Here is an 18,983-nt window from a genome sequence, read left to right as displayed (position 1 = left end):
TTGGATCTAGCCGGGCGAGCGCTCCCAGCGCGACGACCCCGGCACCTCGCGCAGACGCGAGGCACGCACGGCGGCCGGGCACCTCGCCCGGTCCGCTACCGGCCTAACGCCGGTGCACCGGCTCGGCGGTATGGGACAGCCCGCCCGGGTGCGGAACACGACTCCAGCCAAGGAGCGGTTCCGTGTCCGATGTCGGCTCTGCCCGCGTAGAAGTCACTGGCGACGTTCGCCGGTTCGCCCGGGACACCGAGCGCGACCTGGACCGCGCCCTGAGCCGGATCAAGACCCCGACCATCGACGTCAAGGCGGACGTGGACGTGGACCGGGGCCGCCTCGGCTCCTCGTTCGCCGGAGCGGGGACCGAGGCCGCCCAGGCGATGACCGAGAGCATCGGGAAGGGCCTGGGCGGGCTCTCCTCCGCGCTGGGGAGCAACCCGTACGTGGCCGCCGCCGGTGCCGCCATCGCGGCGACCATCGCGGCCGTGGCCGCTCCGGCGATCGGCGCGCTCCTGTCCGGCGCGCTCATCGGTGGCGCTGGCCTCGGGGTGATCGGGCTCGGGGCGTGGTTGCTCCGGGAGGAGCCCGCTCTGAAGGCCGCCGCCAGCTCGTTGACCGGCACCCTGAAGACCACCTTCACCGACGCGGCCAAGCCGATGCTCGGCCCCCTGGTGGAGGCGCTGGGCACGTTCGAGGATCTGGTGAAGCGGATCAGCCCCCAGGTCCGCCAGATGTTCCAGGGGCTGGCGGACTCGGGCGCGATCCAGGCCCTGGCCGAGGGGCTGGCCGGGCTGGTGGAGAACGCCCTCCCCGGGTTCCAGGAGCTGATCACGGCGGCCGGGCCGTTCCTCAAGGAGATGGCCGCCGCGCTGCCGGTGCTCGGGACCGGGCTGTCCGTGTTCTTCTCCGCTATCGCGGACGGGGGGCCGGGGGCGGCCCTGTTCTTCAAGGACTTCCTGACCTTCATCAGCTCCATGATCGCGGGCCTGGGCGTGATGCTGGGCTGGCTGAGCTCGGTCTACCCGGCCGTGCGTCAGTTCTTCATCGACGCGGCGGTCTGGATTCAGGGCGCGATCACGTGGCTGACCCAGTTCGGCGTCACCGTGGGGACGGCGCTGGCTCCCCTGGTCCCGATCTTCACCGGCGTGTGGCAGACCATCAGCGCGGTGGTCAGCACCGCGTGGAAGCTGATCGTGAACGCGGTGACCACCGCCATCAAGGTGGTTCAGGGCGTCATCGCCGCTGTCTCGGCCGCCATCCGGGGCGACTGGCAAGGAACCTGGAACGGGATCAAGGCGGTTGTCTCGGCCGTGCTGAACGGCATCCGGACGGCGGTCTCCACCACCCTGAACGGCATCAAGGGCGTGATCTCCGGCGCGCTGAGCACCATCCGGGCCGCCTGGTCAGCCGGGTGGAGCGCGATGGTGTCGGTGGTCACCGGTGCGGCGTCCCGGGTGGGCTCGGCCGTGGCCGGCTTGCGCCAGACCGTGATCGGCGCGTTCGCCGCCGCTGGTAGCTGGCTGGCCGATGCGGGCCGCCGGATCATCGACGGTCTGATCTCCGGCATCCGGTCCGGGTTCGATCGGGTCCGCTCCACCCTGAGCTCCCTTACCTCGATGTTGCCGGACTGGAAGGGTCCGGCGGAGGTGGACGACAAGATCCTGTACGACGCGGGTCAGCGGGTGATGAAGGGCTTCCGGCTCGGCATCGAGGACCAGCGGCGCTCGATCCAGGACACGCTCCAGGGCCTGACCGGGGATCTCCCCAGCTTCACGGCGGGGCCGGTGCGCGGTGGGGACGGGGCCTCGGCCACCAACCTGGGCGGGGTGACGTTCAACGTGTACGTCTCGGGCGCGACCGGCCGCGAGGCCGGGGAGGAAGCGGCCGAGGCGATCCTGGAGCGGCTGGGCGCTGCCACGCTCGCCCGGTGACGCGGGGACGGGGCTGACGCTTAACTGTCAGGCCCGGTCCCCGTCGCGGATGATCTGGCGGACCCGCTCTCGGCTGTAGCCGGTGGCCGCCACGATGTCCACCTGGCGCACGCCGTCCCGGTCAGCGGCCCGGATCTCCTCGACCAGCGCGGCGCGTGCCTGGTCCACCTTCTCCCGGGCCTCGGCCACCAGGCGGGCGGCCCGCTCCTCGGCACGGGGCACCCCGGCTTGCGCCGCGCGCAACTTCCGGACCGCCGCCTCCAGGTCTGCCACTTGGCCATCGTCCCTGGTCAGACGCTAGGCCAACTCGTGTATCCAGTCAGTTGGCCAACCTTGCAGTCTTGACGTTTGGCCAACTGGAGAGTGTGATGGTTGGCACAGATCACGGCGTGTAGCAGGGAGGCAACATGATCCACCTACCGGCGGTGCCCGTGGCCGTGACCGACGCTCCCCCGGGGCAACCGGTCACCGTGTGGTTCGACACCGGGAGCGGCCCCGGGCTGGAGATGATCGTCCCGCCGGAGCAACGCTGGCGGATCACGCGGCGCGGTGATCGTGACGTGCTCCTCCTGATGCCCGAGCCGGAGGACGTGGAGGCGTTGCACGTCCTGGCCAACGCTCAGGCCATCTGGAGTTCCTACGATCCCGACGAGCAAGACCCCCTCTGATCGCTGGGGCTGACCCGAACAGCTCCCAGCACGACGGAACCCCCCGGCGGCAACCGGGGGGTTCCGTCACGTCTGGGGTCAGGTGGCCGGGACGGTCTCCGGCCAGTTGCGGCGCACGGTGCTCCGGCTCACCCCGGCCAGCTTGGCCAGCTCGGTCACGGATGCGTTCGGGCGCGCGGCCAGGGCCGCCGCCACCTTCCCGGCCGCGCCGCCCCGGCGGGTCCGGCCGTGGCCGCTGCGCTCCGGCACCTCGGGTACGGCCACCGGCTCGGGCTCCCGGGTCGCCTCCACGGGCTCGGGCACCACCGAGACCTCCGGCACCTCGGGCATAGCCACCGGTGCGGCCACCCTGGCCGCCCTACGGCCGGATCTGGTCAGCACCTCCACGGACAGCAGGAACGCCACCGGCGCGGCCACGGCCACCAGGCGGCCCGTCCAGGTCGGTTGTGCGCTGGCCACGTTCGCGGCCAGGGTGGCCACCACCCCCACCAGTACGGCCACTCTGGCTACCGGGCGCGGCCGTAGTCCGGCTCTCCGGTCTTCCAGGAGCGCGGCCACCCCGACCACGATCAGACCGTCGATGGCCACCGGCAGGGAGTAGGCCACCCACGCGCGTTCCCCGGCCGCCATGGCCACGTCCGCGATGTGCGAGAAGCTGGCCGCCCCGGCCACTAGGGCCACCAGGGCCGCCGCCAGGCGGGCCGCGATGGTGTGCGCGCTCATCGGGTGGCCGCCGGGGACACGGTGGCGGTCCGGCTCGGGCTCGGGCTGGGATCGGTGGTGGACCCGACCAGAGCGCCGCCGACACAGCACAGGACCAGGGCCACGACCGGCAGGACCAGGACGCCGATCACCAGGAGGATCAACGCTCCCCCGGTGAAGCCGAGGAACGACAACCCGGCGTTGGGCTTGGGCGGGGGCGGGAGCTGGGGTACGAAGTAGGTCATGGCCGGTCTCCTCAAAGTCGGTAGTCCCCCTACCGAGGACCACCCGATGGAGTACCTGACGTTCCACGGGGAGATCCCCGCCGGGGAGTACGGCGGCGGGCGGATGATCGTGCACGACACCGGCACCTACCGCGCGGAGAAGTGGCGCGACGACGAGGTGATCGTGGTGCTGGACGGCGAGCGCACGAAGGGCCGGTACGTGCTGTTCGCCACCGGCGGCCGGGGCCGGGACTGGATGATCAGGCGTACCGACCCGGCGCCGGAGGGCTGGACGCCGATGCCCGAGCTGGTCCGCCCGATGCTGCCCGCCGAGGGCGGGCGGCTACCGCGCGACGCCGCCGCCTGGGGGTACGAGCTGCGCTGGGCGGGCGTGCGCGCGATGGCGTACGTCTCGGGCGGCCGGCTGCGGCTGCTCGACGGCGACGACACGGAGGTCACCGGGGAGTACCCGTGGACACGGGCGATGGCCGAGGCGCTGGCCCCGGCCGAGGCGGTGATCGACGGCGTGCTGGTAAGGATCGACCCGGCCGGGAGGGTCCGTCCGCCGACCCGGCGCGACGGGCAGTTCCTCGCCGTCGACCTGCTCTGGCTGGAGGGCGTGTCCAGCCTCGACGTGCCGTACGCGCAACGCCGTGACCTGCTCGACGGTCTGGCGCTCACCGGTCCGCACTGGCAGACTCCGCCGTGGTTCCCGGGAGTCGGCGCGGACGCCCTATGGGCCGCCCGTGAGCAGGGGCTCCCGGGAGTGGTGGCGAAACGCCTCGACTCCCCGTACGAGCCGGGCCGGCGCAGCCGGCACTGGCTGAGCATCGACGCGAGCTGAGGACCACCGTGCACCTGACGCACCTGGAGTGCCCGCGCTGCGGCAGTGAACACCCGGCCGACGTGTTGCAGAACCTGTGCGGCTGTGGCTCGCCGCTGCTGGCCCGCTACGACCTCGCCGCGGTGGCCGCCACCGTCGCCCCGGAGCAGTTCGGGCTGCGCCCGGCCGACCTGTGGCGCTACCGGGAGCTGCTGCCGGTCGCCGATCCCCGCTTCGTCACCACGCTGGGCGAGGGCTGGACGCCGATGTGGCGCGCGCCGGCGTACGGCCACGAGATCGGCATCGCGGACCTGATCGTCAAGGACGAGGGGCTGACCCCGACCGGGTCGTTCAAGGCGCGCGGCGCGTCGGTGGGCGTGAGCCGGGCCCGGGAGCTGGGCGTGAAGCGGATCGCCATGCCCACGAACGGCAACGCCGGCGCGGCCTGGGCCACCTACGCGGCGCGGGCCGGGATGGGCGCGACGATCGCCATGCCGCTGGCCGCGCCGACGATCTGCCGCGAGGAGTGCCTCGCCGCCGGCGCCGACCTGCGGCTGATCGACGGCCTGATCAACGACGCGGGCCGGGACATCGCCGAGCTGATCGCCGGGTCGGACGGGGGGATCTTCGACGCCGGCACGCTGCGCGAGCCGTACCGCCTCGAAGGCAAAAAGACCATGGGGTACGAGATCGTCGAGCAGCTCGGCTGGCAGGTGCCTGACGTGATCGTCTATCCGACCGGCGGTGGCGTCGGGCTGATCGGCATCCACAAGGCGCTGCACGAGCTGCGCGAACTGGGCTGGGTGGAGGACCGGCTGCCCCGGCTGGTCGCGGTGCAGTCCACCGGGTGCGCGCCGATCGTGCGGGCGTTCGCGGCCGGGGAGGAGCGCGTCACCCCGTGGGAGGACGCGCACACCGTCGCGTTCGGCATCACCGTGCCCGCGCCGCTCGGCGACGAGCTGATCCTGTCCGCGCTGCGGGGCAGCGCCGGCACCGCGATCGCGGTGGACGACGCGGAGATCCTCACCGACCTGCGTGACTTCGCCGCCCGGGAAGGGCTGCTGCTCTGCCCGGAGGGCGCGGCCTGCCTGACCGCCGCCCGGCACCTGCGCGCGGGCGGGTGGATCCGGCCCGGGGAGCGCGTGGTGGTGCTCAACACCGGCGCGGGCCTGAAATACCCCGGCCTGGTGCAAGGAGGGGCCCCTTCTTAACGTCTCCGGTAGAGCAGGGGCCCCCGCTTAACACGTGCGCACCGGGCGTCAGGACGTCGGCGGCTCGTCCTCGCCCGCCTCCTCGGCGGCGTCCGCCTCCTCCTTCGTCTTGTGCACCGCGCCGTCGGCGTGCTCCGGCGGACCGTAGACGGTGTAGAGGACCAGCGGGTTCGGCCCGGTGTTGACGAAGTTGTGCTTCGTGCCGGCCGGCACGACCACCAGGTCGCCGGAGACGACCTCCTTCTTCTCCCCGGCCACCCGCGCCTCGCCGGTGCCGCTGACGAACGTGAGGATCTGGTCGATGCCCTCGTGGACCTCCTCGCCGATCTCGCCGCCCGGCGGAATGGTCATGATGACCAGCTGGGTGTGCTCCCCGGTCCAGAGCACGCGGCGGAAGTCGGGACTCTTCTCGGCGACTGTCGCGATCGTGAAATGCTCCATGGTCCGCTCATACCCCGATCCCGCGCCCGCCACGCCGGGAGTCGCAGATGGTGGAATTCCCCACGCCGATCCGGTTTGGATCCCCTGAGAGGGGGCATGTGCTGCCCATAAGACCGGTGCGGGCTGGGCCGGTCGAGCCAGGTCCCCGCCGGCGTACCGCCGTACGGCTGCGGTGGTGGGAGACGGCCGGAGCGCGGCGACGTTACGACCGGAGGTCGTGCGGCGCCGTGCGCTCGTCTGCGCGTCCGGTCAGGCCAGCACGGCCAGGTGGAACGGGCGGTCCGCGTGCCCGCTCGTGCCGTGCGTCTCGACGAACACCGCGTTGGCGATGCCCGAGCGCGGCGCCACGGTGATGACACCCTGCGGGACCAGCCCGTTGGCGGTCGCGGGGCCGACCGTCCCGACGTACGCCGCTCCGGCCACGTCCTGGTCGAACGAGACCTGGTACATCCCGGCGGCGAGCCGGGTGGCCGAGGTGGCGCCGAGGCCGCGGACGAGCCTTCCGTTGGCGTCGACCACGGCGAACAGCATGCGTGCGGTGGCCGGCAACCCGACCGGCGAGCACGAGTTGATCTCGGTGTCGGCGCGCGCGGCCTCCCGCATGCTCGGGATCGGCTGGCCGGTGGTTTCCCTCCTAGCTCTACGGCTGGGCATGGTGATCCTCTCTCCCGCCGGTACGCCGGCAGGAGGCGTTCGTACGCGTCCGGGCGATCGTCGGCGGTCCCCCTCGGTGATTCCGACGCTATGTCGGCGAGCCGCCCGGCAACCAGCCGGAGGACTGTCCGATCACTGACAGTGGACAGCTCTGAGCTGCGGAAACGTCGGTCCTACGGTCGATTCGCGACCGGCTCCGCCGACCCCTGCGACGCCCGCTCCGGCACCGGAGCCGACCGGAAGCCATGACGCAGCGCAATCGTCTGGCTACATTGAAGTATGGTGCCGCCGCTCCGAGGTCGATCTCCGGTCTACCGCCCGGTGCTGGCCGCACGGCGCGGGGAACTGGAGGCGCTGGCCCGGCTCGACGACGCCTCCGCCGCGCTGCTCGCACCGATCCTCGACGTCCCGGCGGACGCGACGTCCATCGTGGACTCCCTGATCCGGCTGCCCGCCGGGCTGCTGCCCGCCGTCGACGTGTCGGCGCTGCCGGATGCCACGGAACACGACCCGGTCCGCTGGGGCGTACCGCTGGTGCCGGTCATCGGTCTCGCGGACAGTGACCGGCGGCTGGCCGCGCACGGCGCGGCGGCCCGGGCCTGGGCACACCACGCGGTCGTCCGGTTGCGCGTCGGTCCGGACCGGGCCGGGCCGGACGCCGCAACCGCGGCCGCGGAACGGGTGTGGCGGGTGACCGGCCTGCTGCCCGAGCAGTGCGACCTGCTGCTCGACGCCGGGGACGTGTGCTGCCAGGCCGACGTCCGGCTGGCCGAGCCGAGGGTCCGGCGGGCGGCGCAGTGGGCCCGGCGGCACGCCTGGCGCTCGGTGACGGCGGCGGCCGGCGGGATGCCGCCGGCCCTGTCCCGGCTGCCGGTGGACGAACCGGTCCGCCTGGAACGGTACGACTGGTCGCTCTGGCGGCGTCTGGCCGATCTGCGCCTCGGGTACGGCGACTACGGCGTCGGCTGCGCGGTACGCGACGCGGACGAGCCGGGCGACCGGACACCGACGCTGCGCTGGGCAGCCGACGACGCGTGGTGGGTCTACCGCTGGTCGCGGCGGGGTGGGCGGGGCGACGAGCGCTTCGCCGACCTGTGCCGCACACTCACTGCCGCGCCGCACTGGTCTTCGGCCGGGGCCGGCTTCTCGTGGGGCGACCACGAGATCGTCCGGCGGGCCCGGCGGGGCGCCGGCGCGGGCTCACCCGCCAACTGGATCGCGTGGAGCACCTCGCACCACCTGGCGCACGTGCTGGCCGCGCTGGTCCGGCCGGAACCGGACCAGCGCGCCGGCTGAGTTCACTCCTTCTCGGTGAACCCGAACTGGACCACGCCCTCCTCGTCGACCATCGCGTCCACCGACGTGTCGTTGAGCAGCTCGGCCGCGTCCGAGTCGAGGAAGATGCGCGCACCCTCGGTGTCCACCACCTGGTCGCCCTGCACCGGCTGCGGCACCAGCTCGATCGAGAGCGAACCGGCGTCGGTGTCGGCGGCGATGCGCAGCCCGCCGGCGTCGGCGACGTCCTGCTGGGCGGCGAGGTCACGGATCACCAGGACGGCGTTGTCGGTCATGGTCAGCATGGCTGAACTCCTCATGGCTGGATGTCGGGTTTCGCGGGCGACACGGCCCACGCGGTCGGCTCGCGACCCGGAAGCGGGCGAGACACGATCTCGCCGCGCTGGAAGCAGGGCGGTTCCACCGCCCTCACCCCCACCGTGCCCGCTGCCAGGTCATCCGTCAAACGGAACCCGGCGATCGGCCGCTCCCCGGTGAACAGGTGTTTTCCCCGAGCCGTACCGGGAACACCGGGGGTTTGCGGTGACCGCATCGGCGGCCGCAAATAACCTTTCGCGCCGGAGCCTTTCCCGCAGGAAATCTCCGTGGCAGCATCTTCCCATGCATCGTCGCCTATTCCCCCGGGCGCTCGCGGTGCTGGCGCTGGTCGCCACCGCGGCTGCCGCCGGCACCACCACCGCCACCGCCGAAGCGCCCACCCCCGCGCAGACCCGGCTGAACGCCACCATCGACGCCGTCCTCGCCGACAGCCGGCTCAACGGGGCGCAGGCGGGCGTGGTCGTCGTCGACACCACCACCGGTCGTACGCTCTACGACCGCAACGGCACCCGGCGGCTCATCCCCGCCTCCAACACGAAGCTGCTCACCTCGGCGGCGGCGATGGAACTCCTCGGTCCGGGCCACCGCTTCACCACCGAGGTGAGCGTCGACGGGCCGCGGCGCGCCGGGATGCTCTCCGGCGACCTCTACCTGCGTGGCGGCGGCGACCCCACCATCCTCGCCGCCGACTACGACCGGCTCGCCGAGCAGGTCGCCGCGGCCGGCGTACGCGTGGTCGCGGGCGATCTGATCGCCGACGACACCCGGTACGACAAGGGCCGCCTCGGTCCGGACTGGACCTGGGACGACGAGCCCTACTACTACGCCGCCCAGGTGTCGGCGCTGACAGTGGCCCCGGACACCGACTACGACGCCGGCACCGTGATCGTCCACGCCGCGCCGGGCACCCGGGCCGGCGCCCGGCCGAAGATCACCATGACGCCTGACAACGGCTGGCTGCGGATCGACAACCGGGCCGAGACGGTCGCCGACGGCGAGACCACCATCTCCTTCGAGCGCGAGCACGGCGGCAACACGGTGGTGGTGACCGGCCAGATCGCCGTCGGCCAGGCCGCCGAGAGCGACTGGGTCACCGTGTGGGAACCGACCGGGTACGCCGCCGACGTGTTCCGCTCCGCGCTGCGGCGGCACGGCGTACGGGTGCTCGGCCGGACCGTGCTCGGCACCGCCACCCCCGACACCGCCAAGCCGCTCGCCCGGCACGACTCGATGCCGCTGGCCGACCTGATGGTGCCGTTCCTCAAGCTCTCCAACAACGGTCACGCCGAGGTGCTGACCAAGGAACTGGGCCGGCAGCTCTCCGGATCCGGCACCTGGGCCGCCGGGCTGTCAGCGATCAGCGGGTACGTGGGCGACGCCGGAGTGGACACCGGCACACTGCGCCAACGCGACGGTTCCGGGCTGTCCCGGCGCAACCTCGTCCCGCCGGCCCAGTTCGTCACGCTGCTCTCGGCGGTCCGCGCCGAACCGTGGTTCGACACCTGGTACGCCGCGCTGCCGGTGGCCGGCAACCCGGACCGGTTCGTGGGCGGAACGCTGCGCAGCCGGATGGGCGGCACGGCAGCAGCGAACAACGTGCACGCCAAGACCGGCAGCCTGACCGGCGCGTCAGCGCTCTCCGGCTACGTCACCGACGCCGACGGGCGGCTGCTCGCCTTCTCGATCGTGCTGAACAACTACCTCACCTCGTCGGTGAAGGGGCTGGAGGACCAGATCGCCATCGCGCTGGCCTCGTACACCGAGAAGGAGACGGCGACCGCCCGGCGGACGGTGCCGGCCGCACCCGAGTCGCCGCGCGTGCCGGAGGGCCGGGAGTGCTCCTGGGTGAAGCCCGCGCTCTGCTGACCGGCCCGTACCGCCCCGGTGCTCAGGCGCCGGGGCGGTACGGACGCGGGTCGGCCGCGGGATCGCCGCGCTCGACCAGCGCGTCGATCTCGGCCGACGGCAGCCCGCGCAGCGTGAGCACCCGGCGGCCCCACACGTGCAGGCGGCACGGATGCGGGCTGGCGTCGTTGCGGCAGATGGTCCCGCCCGACCAGGCCCGCGGCGCGTGCACCACCACCGCCCGCACCGCGAACTGGACGTCCTCGACCGTCACGTACGGCGGCATCGGGATCTCGCGCAGCACGTCACAGTCGGTGCGCGGGCGGGCGGGGGCGACGGGGGCAGGGCCGGTCATCGGTCGGGCCTCCACAGAGGATGGTCGGACGGGACAACCGAAACGTACGACGCCCGGCCGGGTACGCGACGGACAAACTGTCCCCGCTCAGCGCAGCGCCACCGCCTGGAGACTGACGTTGCCGCAGTCGCCGAGCGACTCCTCCACCGTCCAGTTCATCAGCAGCTTCGCGCCGCGCGGGGCGCGGAACTTGATCGTGAACTCGGCGGTGAGCGCGGTGTGCGGATCCTCCATCCGCAGCGTGGTCACCGGGCCGCCGCTGGAGACGCGCACGTCGAGGCGGCCGCGGGCCATCCAGAGCCCGGCGTACAGACGCACCGTGCGCTGCTGCCCGTCGGCCGCAACCGCGAGGTTGAACCCACTGCCCCGGTTGCAGGTGTAGACGCCGGACATGGTGCCGCTCGCCGACGCGACCGGGTTGCCGTCCCGCCAGGCGTACGCCTCGGGGTTGTTGCTGAAGCTCTCCCGCCGCCCCCGGCCGCCCTCGTCGCGGATCTCGCCGGAGCCGCCCCGCTTGCGGACCGTCCGGTCGGCACCGGTGAGCCCCCAGTGGACCCAGTCGGTGGGGCCGGCGGCGGTGAGGTCGACAGTGGCGGGCACCTCGGCGCGGGTGACGGTGACGGTCGGCGGCAGCGCGGGCGTCGGTGACGGCGACGGCGTGGACGGCGACGGGCTCGGCGACGGCGGCCGCTGCCGGGGACGCAGCCCCGGGTTGACCACCGAGTCGCCGGCCTCGTTCGGCAGCCCGACCCGGCCGGGCGGCGCCACCGGCACCCCGGCGTGCTCCTCGCGTGGCGTGTCGTGCCGTTCGACGCCGAGGTAGACGGCCAGCGCCGCCAGGCAGAGGACCGCGGCCAGCCCTTCCAGCATCAGCCGCCTCCGGCGGCGCAGCCGGCGCAGCGCGGACCGGGTACGCGGAAGGCCGTGCCGGTGCGAGCCGGGGCCGGTACGCGGACGGTCCTCCTGGCCCACCACACCCTCCACTTCGGTCACGACACCGCCGGAAACGACAGGTGCGCGACGGGCTTCACGGTGTCACCGCACGGCTCTTTGCGCCATATGTCGAGTGACGGGCGTTTCCAGTTCGTTACCTGACGACCGCTCGCCGGACCGGCCGCTCAGCTTACCGTGATCGCCTGCAACGCCACCCCGTCGTTCTGCCCCCCGGTCACGGTCAGGGCGTGCCACCTGATCAGCAGCCGCTCCCCGGGGGCCGCCCGGAAGCGGATGACGTACTGGTAGAAGCGGTCGCCCGCGGCGAGGGCGACCTCGCGGACGGCGGGATCGCCACCGCTGGACAGCGACAGGTCGAGCCGCGCACCGGCCGAGAACGTGCCGACGAACAGCCGGACCGTACGCACATCCCCGCTCCCGGCCACGCCGAGCGTGAAGCTCTTCCCGGCGCCGCGCTGGAAGACACCCGCCCGGGTGCCCTCCTGACGCGCCGTCGGCGTGCCGTCGGTCCACTGGAGATCACACGCGCCCGCGTTGTGCTCCAGCCGCTCGCCACCCGGATCCTGGATCTCGCCCGTACCGCCCGCCTTGCGATGGAAGCTGTCCGCGCCGGTCCCGCCCCAGTGCCGCCAGTCCCGCGTACCGAGGTCGGTGAGCGACAACGACCCCGGCAGCGGCGCCAGGTCCACGTCGAGCAGCGGCCCGCCGGGGGCGACCGGTTCGCCGGTGGCCGGTGCCTGGTCGCCCGGAGCTTGACCGCTGGGCGCTTGGCCGCTCGGCGCCTGGTCGCTGGGTGGCTGGTCGCCGGGTGGCTGGTTGCCGGGTGCCTGGTTGCCGGGTGCCGCCACGGGCGCGGTCTCCCGGGCCAGCGGGGGTGGCGTGGACGACCGGGCCGCGTACGCCAGCGCCGCCACCAGGCCGGTCACGGCCACGGCCGCCAGTACGGCGCGCCGGCGTCGACGCCGCGCCCGGGCCGCGGCGACGCGGGTGGCCGGGGCGTCGGGCGGGGGGCGCATCGGACCGGCGATCGGGGCTAGGGTCCGGCTCAGCCGGGCCTTGGCCGCTCGGGCGGCGGCGCGCAGCCGGGCACCGATCCCGCCGGTCACGTCGGACAGGCCGCCGGTCAGGCCGGCGAGGCGCGCCGGGATGCTCTCCCGGGCGGAGTGCCGGCCGGGTCTCGCCTCCGCCTCCTGAGGCAGACCGGAGCCGGCCGGCTCGTCGGCTGCACCCGGCCGGACCGGTGACGGGCCGGACAGGTGCAACCCGATCGGGGCCGGCCCGACCAGCGGAACCCGGCCGCCGGGCGGACTCGGACGCGGCTCGGGCACCGACGCCGACGTCCCGGAGGCGAGCGGGCCTGGCCCGAGCGTCCGGGAGGCTGGCGGGTCGGGGCTGGGCGTCCGGGAGGCTGGCGGGTCAGGGCTGGGCGGAGTCGACGTAGGAGGGCCGGGCGCGGGAGGGCCTGCGGGGAGCGTGCCGGACACGGGCATGTTGGCTGGAAGCGGGCCTGTGGCGGGGAGGTCGGGAGTCGGCGGGCCACCGGTACGCGGAGGCGGCCAGACAGCGGTACCCGGCGGTTCCAGGTCCCCCACGGAAACCCGATCGTCCGGGTCGGCCGGTGGACGGTCCCCGTCCGGCGGGGTCACCGTCCGGGGCGTGGCGGGATCCGTGTCCCCAGGGAGGCGGCGTGGACCGGCGGGGCGCTCCGGCGCGTCGACCCCGTCGTCCGGTGTGGGCAGCCAGCCCCCGACCCGGATCCCGGTACGCGCGATGTCGTCCTCAGCCACCGACCCTCCCTCGGCCACCGGCGGCGAGCGGCCCGGCCCCGTGGCTCGCCGTAGGGAGGATGACACAGAACGCGATCTTGCAGAAGGCATCAGCCCTCGCAATTCCCACGCCTGCCCGGCGCCGGCCATCCCAGCAGGACAGATCTTGGAGGATTTCCGCCCCCACAGGGGCCATTCCGTACCAAGATCTCCGTACCCAGCCACGGCGGACCGCGCCCACCCGAGACCGTCGGGTCGATCATGAAGTTGGCGGCGGCAAAACGGGCATCCAAGGCCGCTAACTTCATGATCGACGCGTGTCAGCGGGGCGGCGGGGCGGTGGGGGCGGCGGGTCAGTGGCGGGTGCGGCGTTCGAGGCCTCGGGTGGGGTGCCAGCTCTCGATCACGAGGTGGTCTGGTGGGTCGCCCACCCGGGTGAGCACCACCTCGGTCAGCTCGATCCGGAAACTGTGCGAGCCGTCCTCGGCGGGCGGCTCCTCGTGCGCCGGCCGGCGATCTTCGCGTCTCCGTCCCAGGTGGACGGGTCGTCCGGCGGGGCGTCCTCGGTCGGGCTGTGCAGCGCCACCCGGGGATCGCGGCGCAGGTCGAGCGCCTTGACCGCGCCGGCCATGCTGCCCAGCCGCAACTGCCCGTCGTCACCGAAGTCGAACTCGGTGCCGCTGATCCGCGGCGAGCCGTCCCGCCGCAGTGTCGCCATCGTGCCGTGCTTGCGGACCGCGAATCGGGCGCGTACCCGCGCCGCGAACTCGGGTTCGGCCGCCACCAGGTCGGACCACCATGTCATGCGCCCGAGTGTGTCCGGAAAACCTGACAACCCGCGGCACATTTCCCAGCGGACTCAGCCCACCTGGAAACCGAGCGCCTGGGCCAGCATCACCGCCTGCTCGGCGTCGATCCGCGCGCCGGAACGCTGCACCGCCGTCGGGTCGAGCGCGGACAGGTCGCTGCCGCGCAGGTCGGCCCGGATCAGCTTGGCGGCGTGCAACTGGGCGCCGGAGAGGTCCACGCCGGTCAGCGTCGCGCCGGTCAGGTCGGCGCCGGTCAGGTCGACCTCCCGCATCCGTACGTCGGTGATCCGCGCCCCGCGCAGGTCGGCGCCGGCGAGCGTGACGAAGGACCAGTCGCCCCGGTCGACCCGCAGCGGGCGCAGGTCGCAGCGGTCGAACGTGCTGCCGACCAGCTTGCAGCCGGTGAACTCGGCCTCGAAGAGGTTGCACTTGCTGAACGAGCACCTGGTGAACGCCGAGTCGGTGTGCCGGGAGGCGTTGAACGCCACGTTGCCGAACACGCAGTCGGTGAAGACAGCGCCCCGGCTGACCGCCTCGGTCAGGTCGACGTGGAAGAACTCGCATCGCACGAAGTGCCGGTCGGCCAGCTCCTCGGCGTACCAGTCCTGCTGGCGGTAGGTGACGTCCTCGACCGGCTCGGGCATGCCACCGACCCTAATGACACTTCCGGGGCCGAGGTACCTGCGGGTAGGTTCGCGTCGTGAGTGTCACGGTGAGCACCGATCCCGGCCACGTCGGCTTCGCTTCCGCCCGGCTGGCGCGGATCGACGAGCACTTCGCCCGGTACGTCGACGACGGCCGGCTCGCCGGCTGGCAGATCGTCGTCAGCCGCCGGGGCGAGGTCGCCCACTCCTCGACGTACGGGCTGCGGGACCGGGAGGCCGGTACGCCGGTCGAGGCGGACACGCTGTGGCGCATCTACTCGATGACCAAGCCGATCACCTCGGTCGCGGCGATGATGCTCTGGGAGGAGGGCCGGTTCGAGCTGAACGACCCGGTCAGCCGCTGGCTGCCGGAGTTCGCCGACGTACGCGTCTACGACCGGGGTTCGGTGCTCAAGCCGTACACCGTGCCGGCGGTCGAGCCGATCCGGATCTGGCACCTGCTCACCCACACGGCCGGCCTGACGTACGGCTTCGCCCAGGTCTCGGTGGTCGACGGCCTGTACCGGGCGGCCGGCTTCGACCTGGGCGTGCCGGCGGGCGCGGACCTGGCGGCGGCCTCGGCCGGGCTGGCCCGGCTGCCGCTGCTGTTCCAGCCGGGCACGAGCTGGAACTACGGCGTCTCCACCGACGTGCTGGGCCGCCTGGTCGAGGTGATCTCCGGGCAGTCGCTGGACGCGTTCTTCGCCGAGCGGATTTTGGGCCCGCTGGGCATGACGGACACCCGCTGGTGGGTGGACGCGGCGGACTCCAAGCGCCTGGCCGCCCTCTACGCCCCGCACCCGGCCACCGGCCAGGCCGTACGCGCCGACGGGGTGGGCCGGGCCGCGCTGGCGGAGCCGACCTGGCACTCCGGCGGCGGCGGGCTGGTCTCCACGGCGGCCGACTACCACCGGTTCACCCAGTTCCTGCTGCGCGGCGGCGAGCTGGACGGGGTCCGCCTGCTCGGCCCGCGCACGGTGCGCTTCATGACCCGCAACCATCTGCCGGGCAACCGGGACCTGGCCTCGTTCTCGCCGGAGGGCTTCGCCGAGACGATCCTCGACGGGATCGGCTTCGGGCTGGGCTTCGCGGTGGTGCTGGACCCGGTGCCGTCGCGGGTGCCGAGCAGCGTCGGCGAGTTCTACTGGGGCGGCCTGGCCAGCACCGCGTTCTGGGTGGACCCGGTGGAGGAGGTCACCGCGCTGCTGTTCACCCAGCTGATGCCGTCGAGCACGTACCCGCTGCGCAGCCAGTTGCGCCAGCTCGTCTACTCGGCGATCGTCGACTGAGCCGGTTCGGCGGAACTCCCGCCGCCCGCCTGTGGGCTGCCTAGCCTGTGAGGCATGAGCGACATCGTCGTGTTCGGCGCCGGCGGGACGGCGGGTTCGCGGATCGCGGCCGAGGCGGTCGAGCGGGGGCATCGGGTGACAGCGGCGGTGCGGCGTCCGGAGGCGGTCGGCTACCTACCCCCCGGCGTACGCACGGTGACCGGCGACGCCACCTCGGCGCGGAGCGTACGCGAATTGGCCGAGGATGCGGACGTGCTGGTGGTGGCCATCGGCGGCGGCGAGCGCGAGTTGTGGCGCGACGCCGCGCGGACGCTGGTCGACACGCTGCGTGAGTTGCCCGACCCACCTCGGGTGATCCACGTCGGCGGCGGCTCGACGCTGCTCACGCCGAAGGGCACCCGTTACCTGGACGAGCCGGACTTCCCGGAGGAGTACCGGGACTCGGCGCACGGCCAGGCCGACGCGCTGGAGTTCTACCGCACCAGCGCGGACGGGGTGACCTGGACGTACGTCTCCCCGCCGCCGCTGGAGTTCCACCCGGGTGAGCGGACCGGGCACTACCGCACCGGCACCGACCAGCCGGTGACCGACGCGCAGGGCCGGTCGGTGCTCACCTACGAGGACCTGGCGGTGGCGATCGTCGACGAGATCGAGAATCCCCGGTTCGGCAACGCCCGCTTCACCGTCGCGTACTGATCCGGCGCGTACTGATCCGGCGCGTACTGATCCGGCGCGTACTGATCCGGCGCGTACTGCTTCAGTCGGCCAGCCGGGCGGGGAAGCCGCCGGTGGCGATTGGACCCCAGGACTCGATCGTGACGCGGATCAGCGACTTGCCCTGGGCGACCATCGCCGACCGGTACTCGTCCCAGTCCGGGTGCTCGCCGGAGATGCTGCGGAAGTAGTCGACGAGCGGCTCCAGCGCCTCGGGCAGGTCGAGCACCTCGGCCACGCCGTCGACCTGCACCCACGGGCCGTTCCAGTCGTCCGAGAGCACGCACGCGGAGACGCGCGGGTCGCGGCGGATGTTGGCGACCTTGGCGCGTTCGGGATAGGTGGAGATGACCAGGCGGCCCTCGGCGTCCACGCCGCACGCCACCGGGGAGGACTGCGGGCGCCCGTCGGAGCGGGTGGTCATGAGCACGACGTGGTGGCGGGGGCGGAGGAACTCGATCAGGGCGTCCCGGTCGACCCGGGTGTTCTTCGCGATGCTGCGTGCCATGCCCTCGGTTCTACCAGGCCGGCCGGTCGATCTCAGCGCGGACGCCCGGCGGCCCGCTGCGCCGGGACCTGCTCCGGCACGCGCGGGCGGGCCGAGGGCCGCCAGGCACGGCCGTTGGCGTAGATCACCCGGAAACCGAGGTACGCGGCGAGCGGCGCCCAGTGTGCCGAGCGCATCCGGACCTCGGCGGCGTTGTGGCGCTGACCGTTGGCGAGCACGTCGAGCAGCACCGTCTCGAAGGCGGCCGACTCGACCCAGTCGACCTCGCGGGTGAAGCCGCAGATCAGCGCCGCGCCGGTGACGTCGAGGAACCCGCGCAGCGTGGCGTCGGAGGCGCGCAGCACCGAGCAGCTGCCGAAGTAGAGGCGGCGGCCCTCGCAGCGGCCGGCCATCCGCTCGGCGACGTCCGACAGCTCGACCGAGTCCCAGTCGGTGAGGCAGAGCCGGCTCGGCTCGCCGTGCATGGCGAAGAAGCCCACCCGGTGATCCGCGTACTGCTTGAGCAGCCACCTGTCGACGAAGTAGAACAGCTCGTCGCGGGTGGCCGCGTCCTTGTGGATGTAGCGGATGCGGCCGAGCCGTTCGAGCAGGTCGAGCGTGGGCAGGACGGATCCTCGTTCGTTGAGGTCGCGGTGCCACTGCCCCTCGACGCAGAACACGCCGCCACGCGCCAACGCCCACCTCCCCACCCGTCGAGGTCGCCGCCCGGGTCCGGGAGCAGACGTTACCGCCCACCTCCGACGGGCGACACCCGGCAGCGCGTTCGCAAACAGGCACTATTCACAGCCGATATCCAGCAACCGCCCGATGTGAGAACAATTTCGGCTAATCACCACGAAGAATCCTCTCACCTGTCACGGTGAGAGAGACGGGACGTACCGGTCGATGTGCCCGTCCAACCCCAGTTCCGCTCTGACATCGGGAGGACTCTGTGCGCGTCAACACCCTGAAGCGGGCGGCGGTCGCGTTCGCGCTGGCCCTGCCCGGGGCCGCCGTGGCGACCGTCGTGGCCGCGCCACCGGCCCACGCCGACGGCTGCTACACCTGGAACCGCATGCTGTCCCAGGGACAGTCCGGCTCCGACGTACGGCAGCTCCAGATCCGGGTGGCCGGCTGGGCCGCGTACGGCGGCATCGTCCGGGTCGACGGCGTGTACGGCCCGGAGACGGCCGCCGCTGTCAAGCGCTTCCAGGCCGCGTACGGGCTGCGGGCCGACGGCGTGGCCGGACCGAAGACGTTCGCCAAGATCTACGACCTGCAGAAGGACAGCGACTGCACGCCGAAGCACTTCAGCTACGCCGAGCTGGACAACGGCTGCGGCAAGGGCGGGTGGGCCGGTGGCCCGCTCTCGTCGTCGGCCACCCGGGAGAACGCGCTGCGCACCATGTGGAAGCTGGAGGCGCTGCGGCGCAGCCTCGGCGACAAGCCGCTCTACGTGACCAGCGGGTTCCGCAGCATCGCCTGCAACCGGCAGGTCGGCGGCGCCGCGGACAGCCAGCACCTCTACGGCAACGCGGCCGACCTGATCGCCAAGCACCGCAGCCTCTGCGACATCGCCCGTTCCGCCCGCGACCAGGGCTTCAGCGGCATCTACGGCCCCGGCTACCCGGACCACGACGACCACACGCACGTGGACTCGCGGCGGGAGAACAACCGGGACAAGGTGCCCAACACCAGGGACTGGTCCGCCCCGGACTGCGGGGTCGAGTAACGCGGTGACGGCGGCCCGGCACGGGGGTGGGGGCTCCCCGGCCGGGCCGCCGTCGGCATGCTCCGGCACGACCGACGCCGCTCCGCGACGGGGCGTGGACGCGACCGGAACCGGGCGCCGGGC

The 18,983-nt window shown here is 73.1% G+C and carries 21 protein-coding genes and 1 pseudogene; 9 read left to right on the top strand and 13 right to left on the bottom strand.

Annotated features, from left to right (window positions below):
• Nucleotides 1-182: 182 nt before the first annotated feature.
• Nucleotides 183-1,928 (top strand): hypothetical protein, encoded by a 1,746-nt coding sequence (locus ML5_RS07005; RefSeq protein ID WP_013474214.1) that lies wholly within the window; start codon nt 183-185, stop codon nt 1,926-1,928.
• Between the two features lie 27 nt (nt 1,929-1,955).
• Here ML5_RS07005 and ML5_RS33160 read toward each other — a convergent pair whose 3' ends face one another.
• Nucleotides 1,956-2,201: a hypothetical protein gene (locus ML5_RS33160; protein ID WP_013474213.1), complete on the bottom strand. Its 246-nt coding sequence runs from the start codon at nt 2,199-2,201 to the stop codon at nt 1,956-1,958.
• 158 nt (nt 2,202-2,359) lie between these two features.
• Between ML5_RS33160 and ML5_RS06995 the strand changes: the two genes are divergently transcribed.
• Nucleotides 2,360-2,596: a hypothetical protein gene (locus ML5_RS06995; protein WP_168168213.1), complete on the top strand. Its 237-nt coding sequence runs from the start codon at nt 2,360-2,362 to the stop codon at nt 2,594-2,596.
• A gap of 78 nt (nt 2,597-2,674) precedes the next feature.
• On the opposite strand, the gene ML5_RS31165 is transcribed toward ML5_RS06995, so the two are convergent.
• Together ML5_RS31165 and ML5_RS06985 are read right to left on the bottom strand one after the other, a co-directional pair.
• On the bottom strand, nt 2,675-3,319 hold the full coding sequence (locus ML5_RS31165) for a DUF2637 domain-containing protein (RefSeq protein WP_013474211.1): 645 nt from the start codon (nt 3,317-3,319) through the stop codon (nt 2,675-2,677).
• Entirely contained in the window at nt 3,316-3,543 is a 228-nt protein-coding gene (locus tag ML5_RS06985; protein ID WP_013474210.1) for a hypothetical protein, read from the bottom strand. Before ML5_RS06985 ends, ML5_RS31165 begins: the two co-directional genes overlap by 4 nt.
• A 31-nt stretch (nt 3,544-3,574) precedes the next feature.
• On the opposite strand from ML5_RS06985, the pseudogene ML5_RS06980 reads away from it, so the two are divergent.
• A pseudogene (locus ML5_RS06980) lies at nt 3,575-4,366 on the top strand (DNA polymerase ligase N-terminal domain-containing protein); the annotation flags it as partial.
• Nucleotides 4,367-4,374: 8 nt separating this feature from the next.
• Nucleotides 4,375-5,556 (top strand): threonine synthase, encoded by a 1,182-nt coding sequence (locus ML5_RS06975; protein ID WP_013474208.1) that lies wholly within the window; start codon nt 4,375-4,377, stop codon nt 5,554-5,556.
• A gap of 48 nt (nt 5,557-5,604) precedes the next feature.
• On the opposite strand, the gene ML5_RS06970 is transcribed toward ML5_RS06975, so the two are convergent.
• Together ML5_RS06970 and ML5_RS06965 are read right to left on the bottom strand one after the other, a co-directional pair.
• On the bottom strand, nt 5,605-5,997 hold the full coding sequence (locus ML5_RS06970; protein WP_013284343.1) for a cupin domain-containing protein: 393 nt from the start codon (nt 5,995-5,997) through the stop codon (nt 5,605-5,607).
• Nucleotides 5,998-6,246: 249 nt separating this feature from the next.
• On the bottom strand, nt 6,247-6,651 hold the full coding sequence (locus ML5_RS06965) for a hypothetical protein (protein ID WP_013284342.1): 405 nt from the start codon (nt 6,649-6,651) through the stop codon (nt 6,247-6,249).
• Between the two features lie 279 nt (nt 6,652-6,930).
• On the opposite strand from ML5_RS06965, the gene ML5_RS06960 reads away from it, so the two are divergent.
• Entirely contained in the window at nt 6,931-7,947 is a 1,017-nt protein-coding gene (locus ML5_RS06960; protein ID WP_187691233.1) for a beta family protein, read from the top strand.
• Between the two features lie 2 nt (nt 7,948-7,949).
• Here ML5_RS06960 and ML5_RS06955 read toward each other — a convergent pair whose 3' ends face one another.
• Nucleotides 7,950-8,231: an iron-sulfur cluster biosynthesis family protein gene (locus ML5_RS06955; RefSeq protein ID WP_013284340.1), complete on the bottom strand. Its 282-nt coding sequence runs from the start codon at nt 8,229-8,231 to the stop codon at nt 7,950-7,952.
• 316 nt (nt 8,232-8,547) lie between these two features.
• On the opposite strand from ML5_RS06955, the gene dacB reads away from it, so the two are divergent.
• Entirely contained in the window at nt 8,548-10,131 is a 1,584-nt protein-coding gene (gene dacB, locus ML5_RS06950; protein ID WP_013474206.1) for a D-alanyl-D-alanine carboxypeptidase/D-alanyl-D-alanine-endopeptidase, read from the top strand.
• 22 nt (nt 10,132-10,153) lie between these two features.
• Here dacB and ML5_RS06945 read toward each other — a convergent pair whose 3' ends face one another.
• The 5 genes from ML5_RS06945 to ML5_RS06925 form a co-directional block, all read right to left on the bottom strand.
• Nucleotides 10,154-10,465 carry a hypothetical protein gene (locus ML5_RS06945; RefSeq protein ID WP_013284338.1) on the bottom strand — a complete coding sequence of 104 codons (312 nt, stop codon included), beginning with the start codon at nt 10,463-10,465 and terminating at the stop codon, nt 10,154-10,156.
• A gap of 87 nt (nt 10,466-10,552) precedes the next feature.
• The gene (locus ML5_RS06940; protein WP_232236733.1) at nt 10,553-11,458 is read right to left on the bottom strand and encodes a hypothetical protein; all 906 of its coding nucleotides are present in this window, start codon (nt 11,456-11,458) and stop codon (nt 10,553-10,555) included.
• 125 nt (nt 11,459-11,583) lie between these two features.
• Entirely contained in the window at nt 11,584-12,747 is a 1,164-nt protein-coding gene (locus ML5_RS06935; RefSeq protein ID WP_236619373.1) for a hypothetical protein, read from the bottom strand.
• Between the two features lie 889 nt (nt 12,748-13,636).
• Entirely contained in the window at nt 13,637-13,990 is a 354-nt protein-coding gene (locus ML5_RS06930; protein ID WP_013474204.1) for a pyridoxamine 5'-phosphate oxidase family protein, read from the bottom strand.
• Between the two features lie 54 nt (nt 13,991-14,044).
• A complete protein-coding gene (locus tag ML5_RS06925) occupies nt 14,045-14,638 on the bottom strand; it encodes a pentapeptide repeat-containing protein (protein ID WP_013284334.1) in 594 nt (197 codons plus the stop codon).
• 56 nt (nt 14,639-14,694) lie between these two features.
• On the opposite strand from ML5_RS06925, the gene ML5_RS06920 reads away from it, so the two are divergent.
• Together ML5_RS06920 and ML5_RS06915 are read left to right on the top strand one after the other, a co-directional pair.
• Nucleotides 14,695-15,927: a serine hydrolase gene (locus ML5_RS06920; RefSeq protein ID WP_013474203.1), complete on the top strand. Its 1,233-nt coding sequence runs from the start codon at nt 14,695-14,697 to the stop codon at nt 15,925-15,927.
• 54 nt (nt 15,928-15,981) lie between these two features.
• The gene (locus tag ML5_RS06915; RefSeq protein ID WP_013284332.1) at nt 15,982-16,623 is read left to right on the top strand and encodes an NAD(P)-dependent oxidoreductase; all 642 of its coding nucleotides are present in this window, start codon (nt 15,982-15,984) and stop codon (nt 16,621-16,623) included.
• 61 nt (nt 16,624-16,684) lie between these two features.
• On the opposite strand, the gene ML5_RS06910 is transcribed toward ML5_RS06915, so the two are convergent.
• Nucleotides 16,685-17,149, bottom strand: a complete 465-nt coding sequence (locus tag ML5_RS06910; protein ID WP_013284331.1) for a PPOX class F420-dependent oxidoreductase — start codon at nt 17,147-17,149, stop codon at nt 16,685-16,687.
• A 32-nt stretch (nt 17,150-17,181) separates the two neighbouring features.
• The gene (locus ML5_RS06905) at nt 17,182-17,823 is read right to left on the bottom strand and encodes a hypothetical protein (protein WP_013474202.1); all 642 of its coding nucleotides are present in this window, start codon (nt 17,821-17,823) and stop codon (nt 17,182-17,184) included.
• A 257-nt stretch (nt 17,824-18,080) separates the two neighbouring features.
• Between ML5_RS06905 and ML5_RS06900 the strand changes: the two genes are divergently transcribed.
• On the top strand, nt 18,081-18,860 hold the full coding sequence (locus tag ML5_RS06900; protein ID WP_013474201.1) for a D-Ala-D-Ala carboxypeptidase family metallohydrolase: 780 nt from the start codon (nt 18,081-18,083) through the stop codon (nt 18,858-18,860).
• The last annotated feature ends 123 nt before the right edge of the window (nt 18,861-18,983 follow it).

Source organism: Micromonospora sp. L5 (assembly GCF_000177655.2).
Classification (GTDB): domain Bacteria; phylum Actinomycetota; class Actinomycetes; order Mycobacteriales; family Micromonosporaceae; genus Micromonospora; species Micromonospora aurantiaca.
The sequence above is the reverse complement of the archived record's forward strand: the minus strand, read 5'-3'. Positions and strand labels throughout refer to the sequence as shown.

Bases quoted from the DNA above. Each gene is read 5' to 3' on its own strand.
- ML5_RS06910 (WP_013284331.1), bottom strand. From the start codon at position 17,149: ATGGCACGCAGCATCGCGAAGAACACCCGGGTCGACCGGGACGCCCTG.
- ML5_RS06985 (WP_013474210.1), bottom strand. From the start codon at position 3,543: ATGACCTACTTCGTACCCCAGCTCCCGCCCCCGCCCAAGCCCAACGCC.
- ML5_RS06925 (WP_013284334.1), bottom strand. From the start codon at position 14,638: ATGCCCGAGCCGGTCGAGGACGTCACCTACCGCCAGCAGGACTGGTAC.
- ML5_RS06960 (WP_187691233.1), top strand. From the start codon at position 6,931: ATGGTGCCGCCGCTCCGAGGTCGATCTCCGGTCTACCGCCCGGTGCTG.
- ML5_RS06955 (WP_013284340.1), bottom strand. From the start codon at position 8,231: ATGCTGACCATGACCGACAACGCCGTCCTGGTGATCCGTGACCTCGCC.
- ML5_RS06970 (WP_013284343.1), bottom strand. From the start codon at position 5,997: ATGGAGCATTTCACGATCGCGACAGTCGCCGAGAAGAGTCCCGACTTC.
- dacB (WP_013474206.1), top strand. From the start codon at position 8,548: ATGCATCGTCGCCTATTCCCCCGGGCGCTCGCGGTGCTGGCGCTGGTC.
- ML5_RS06930 (WP_013474204.1), bottom strand. From the start codon at position 13,990: ATGACATGGTGGTCCGACCTGGTGGCGGCCGAACCCGAGTTCGCGGCG.
- ML5_RS06915 (WP_013284332.1), top strand. From the start codon at position 15,982: ATGAGCGACATCGTCGTGTTCGGCGCCGGCGGGACGGCGGGTTCGCGG.
- ML5_RS31165 (WP_013474211.1), bottom strand. From the start codon at position 3,319: ATGAGCGCGCACACCATCGCGGCCCGCCTGGCGGCGGCCCTGGTGGCC.
- ML5_RS06945 (WP_013284338.1), bottom strand. From the start codon at position 10,465: ATGACCGGCCCTGCCCCCGTCGCCCCCGCCCGCCCGCGCACCGACTGT.
- ML5_RS06965 (WP_013284342.1), bottom strand. From the start codon at position 6,651: ATGCCCAGCCGTAGAGCTAGGAGGGAAACCACCGGCCAGCCGATCCCG.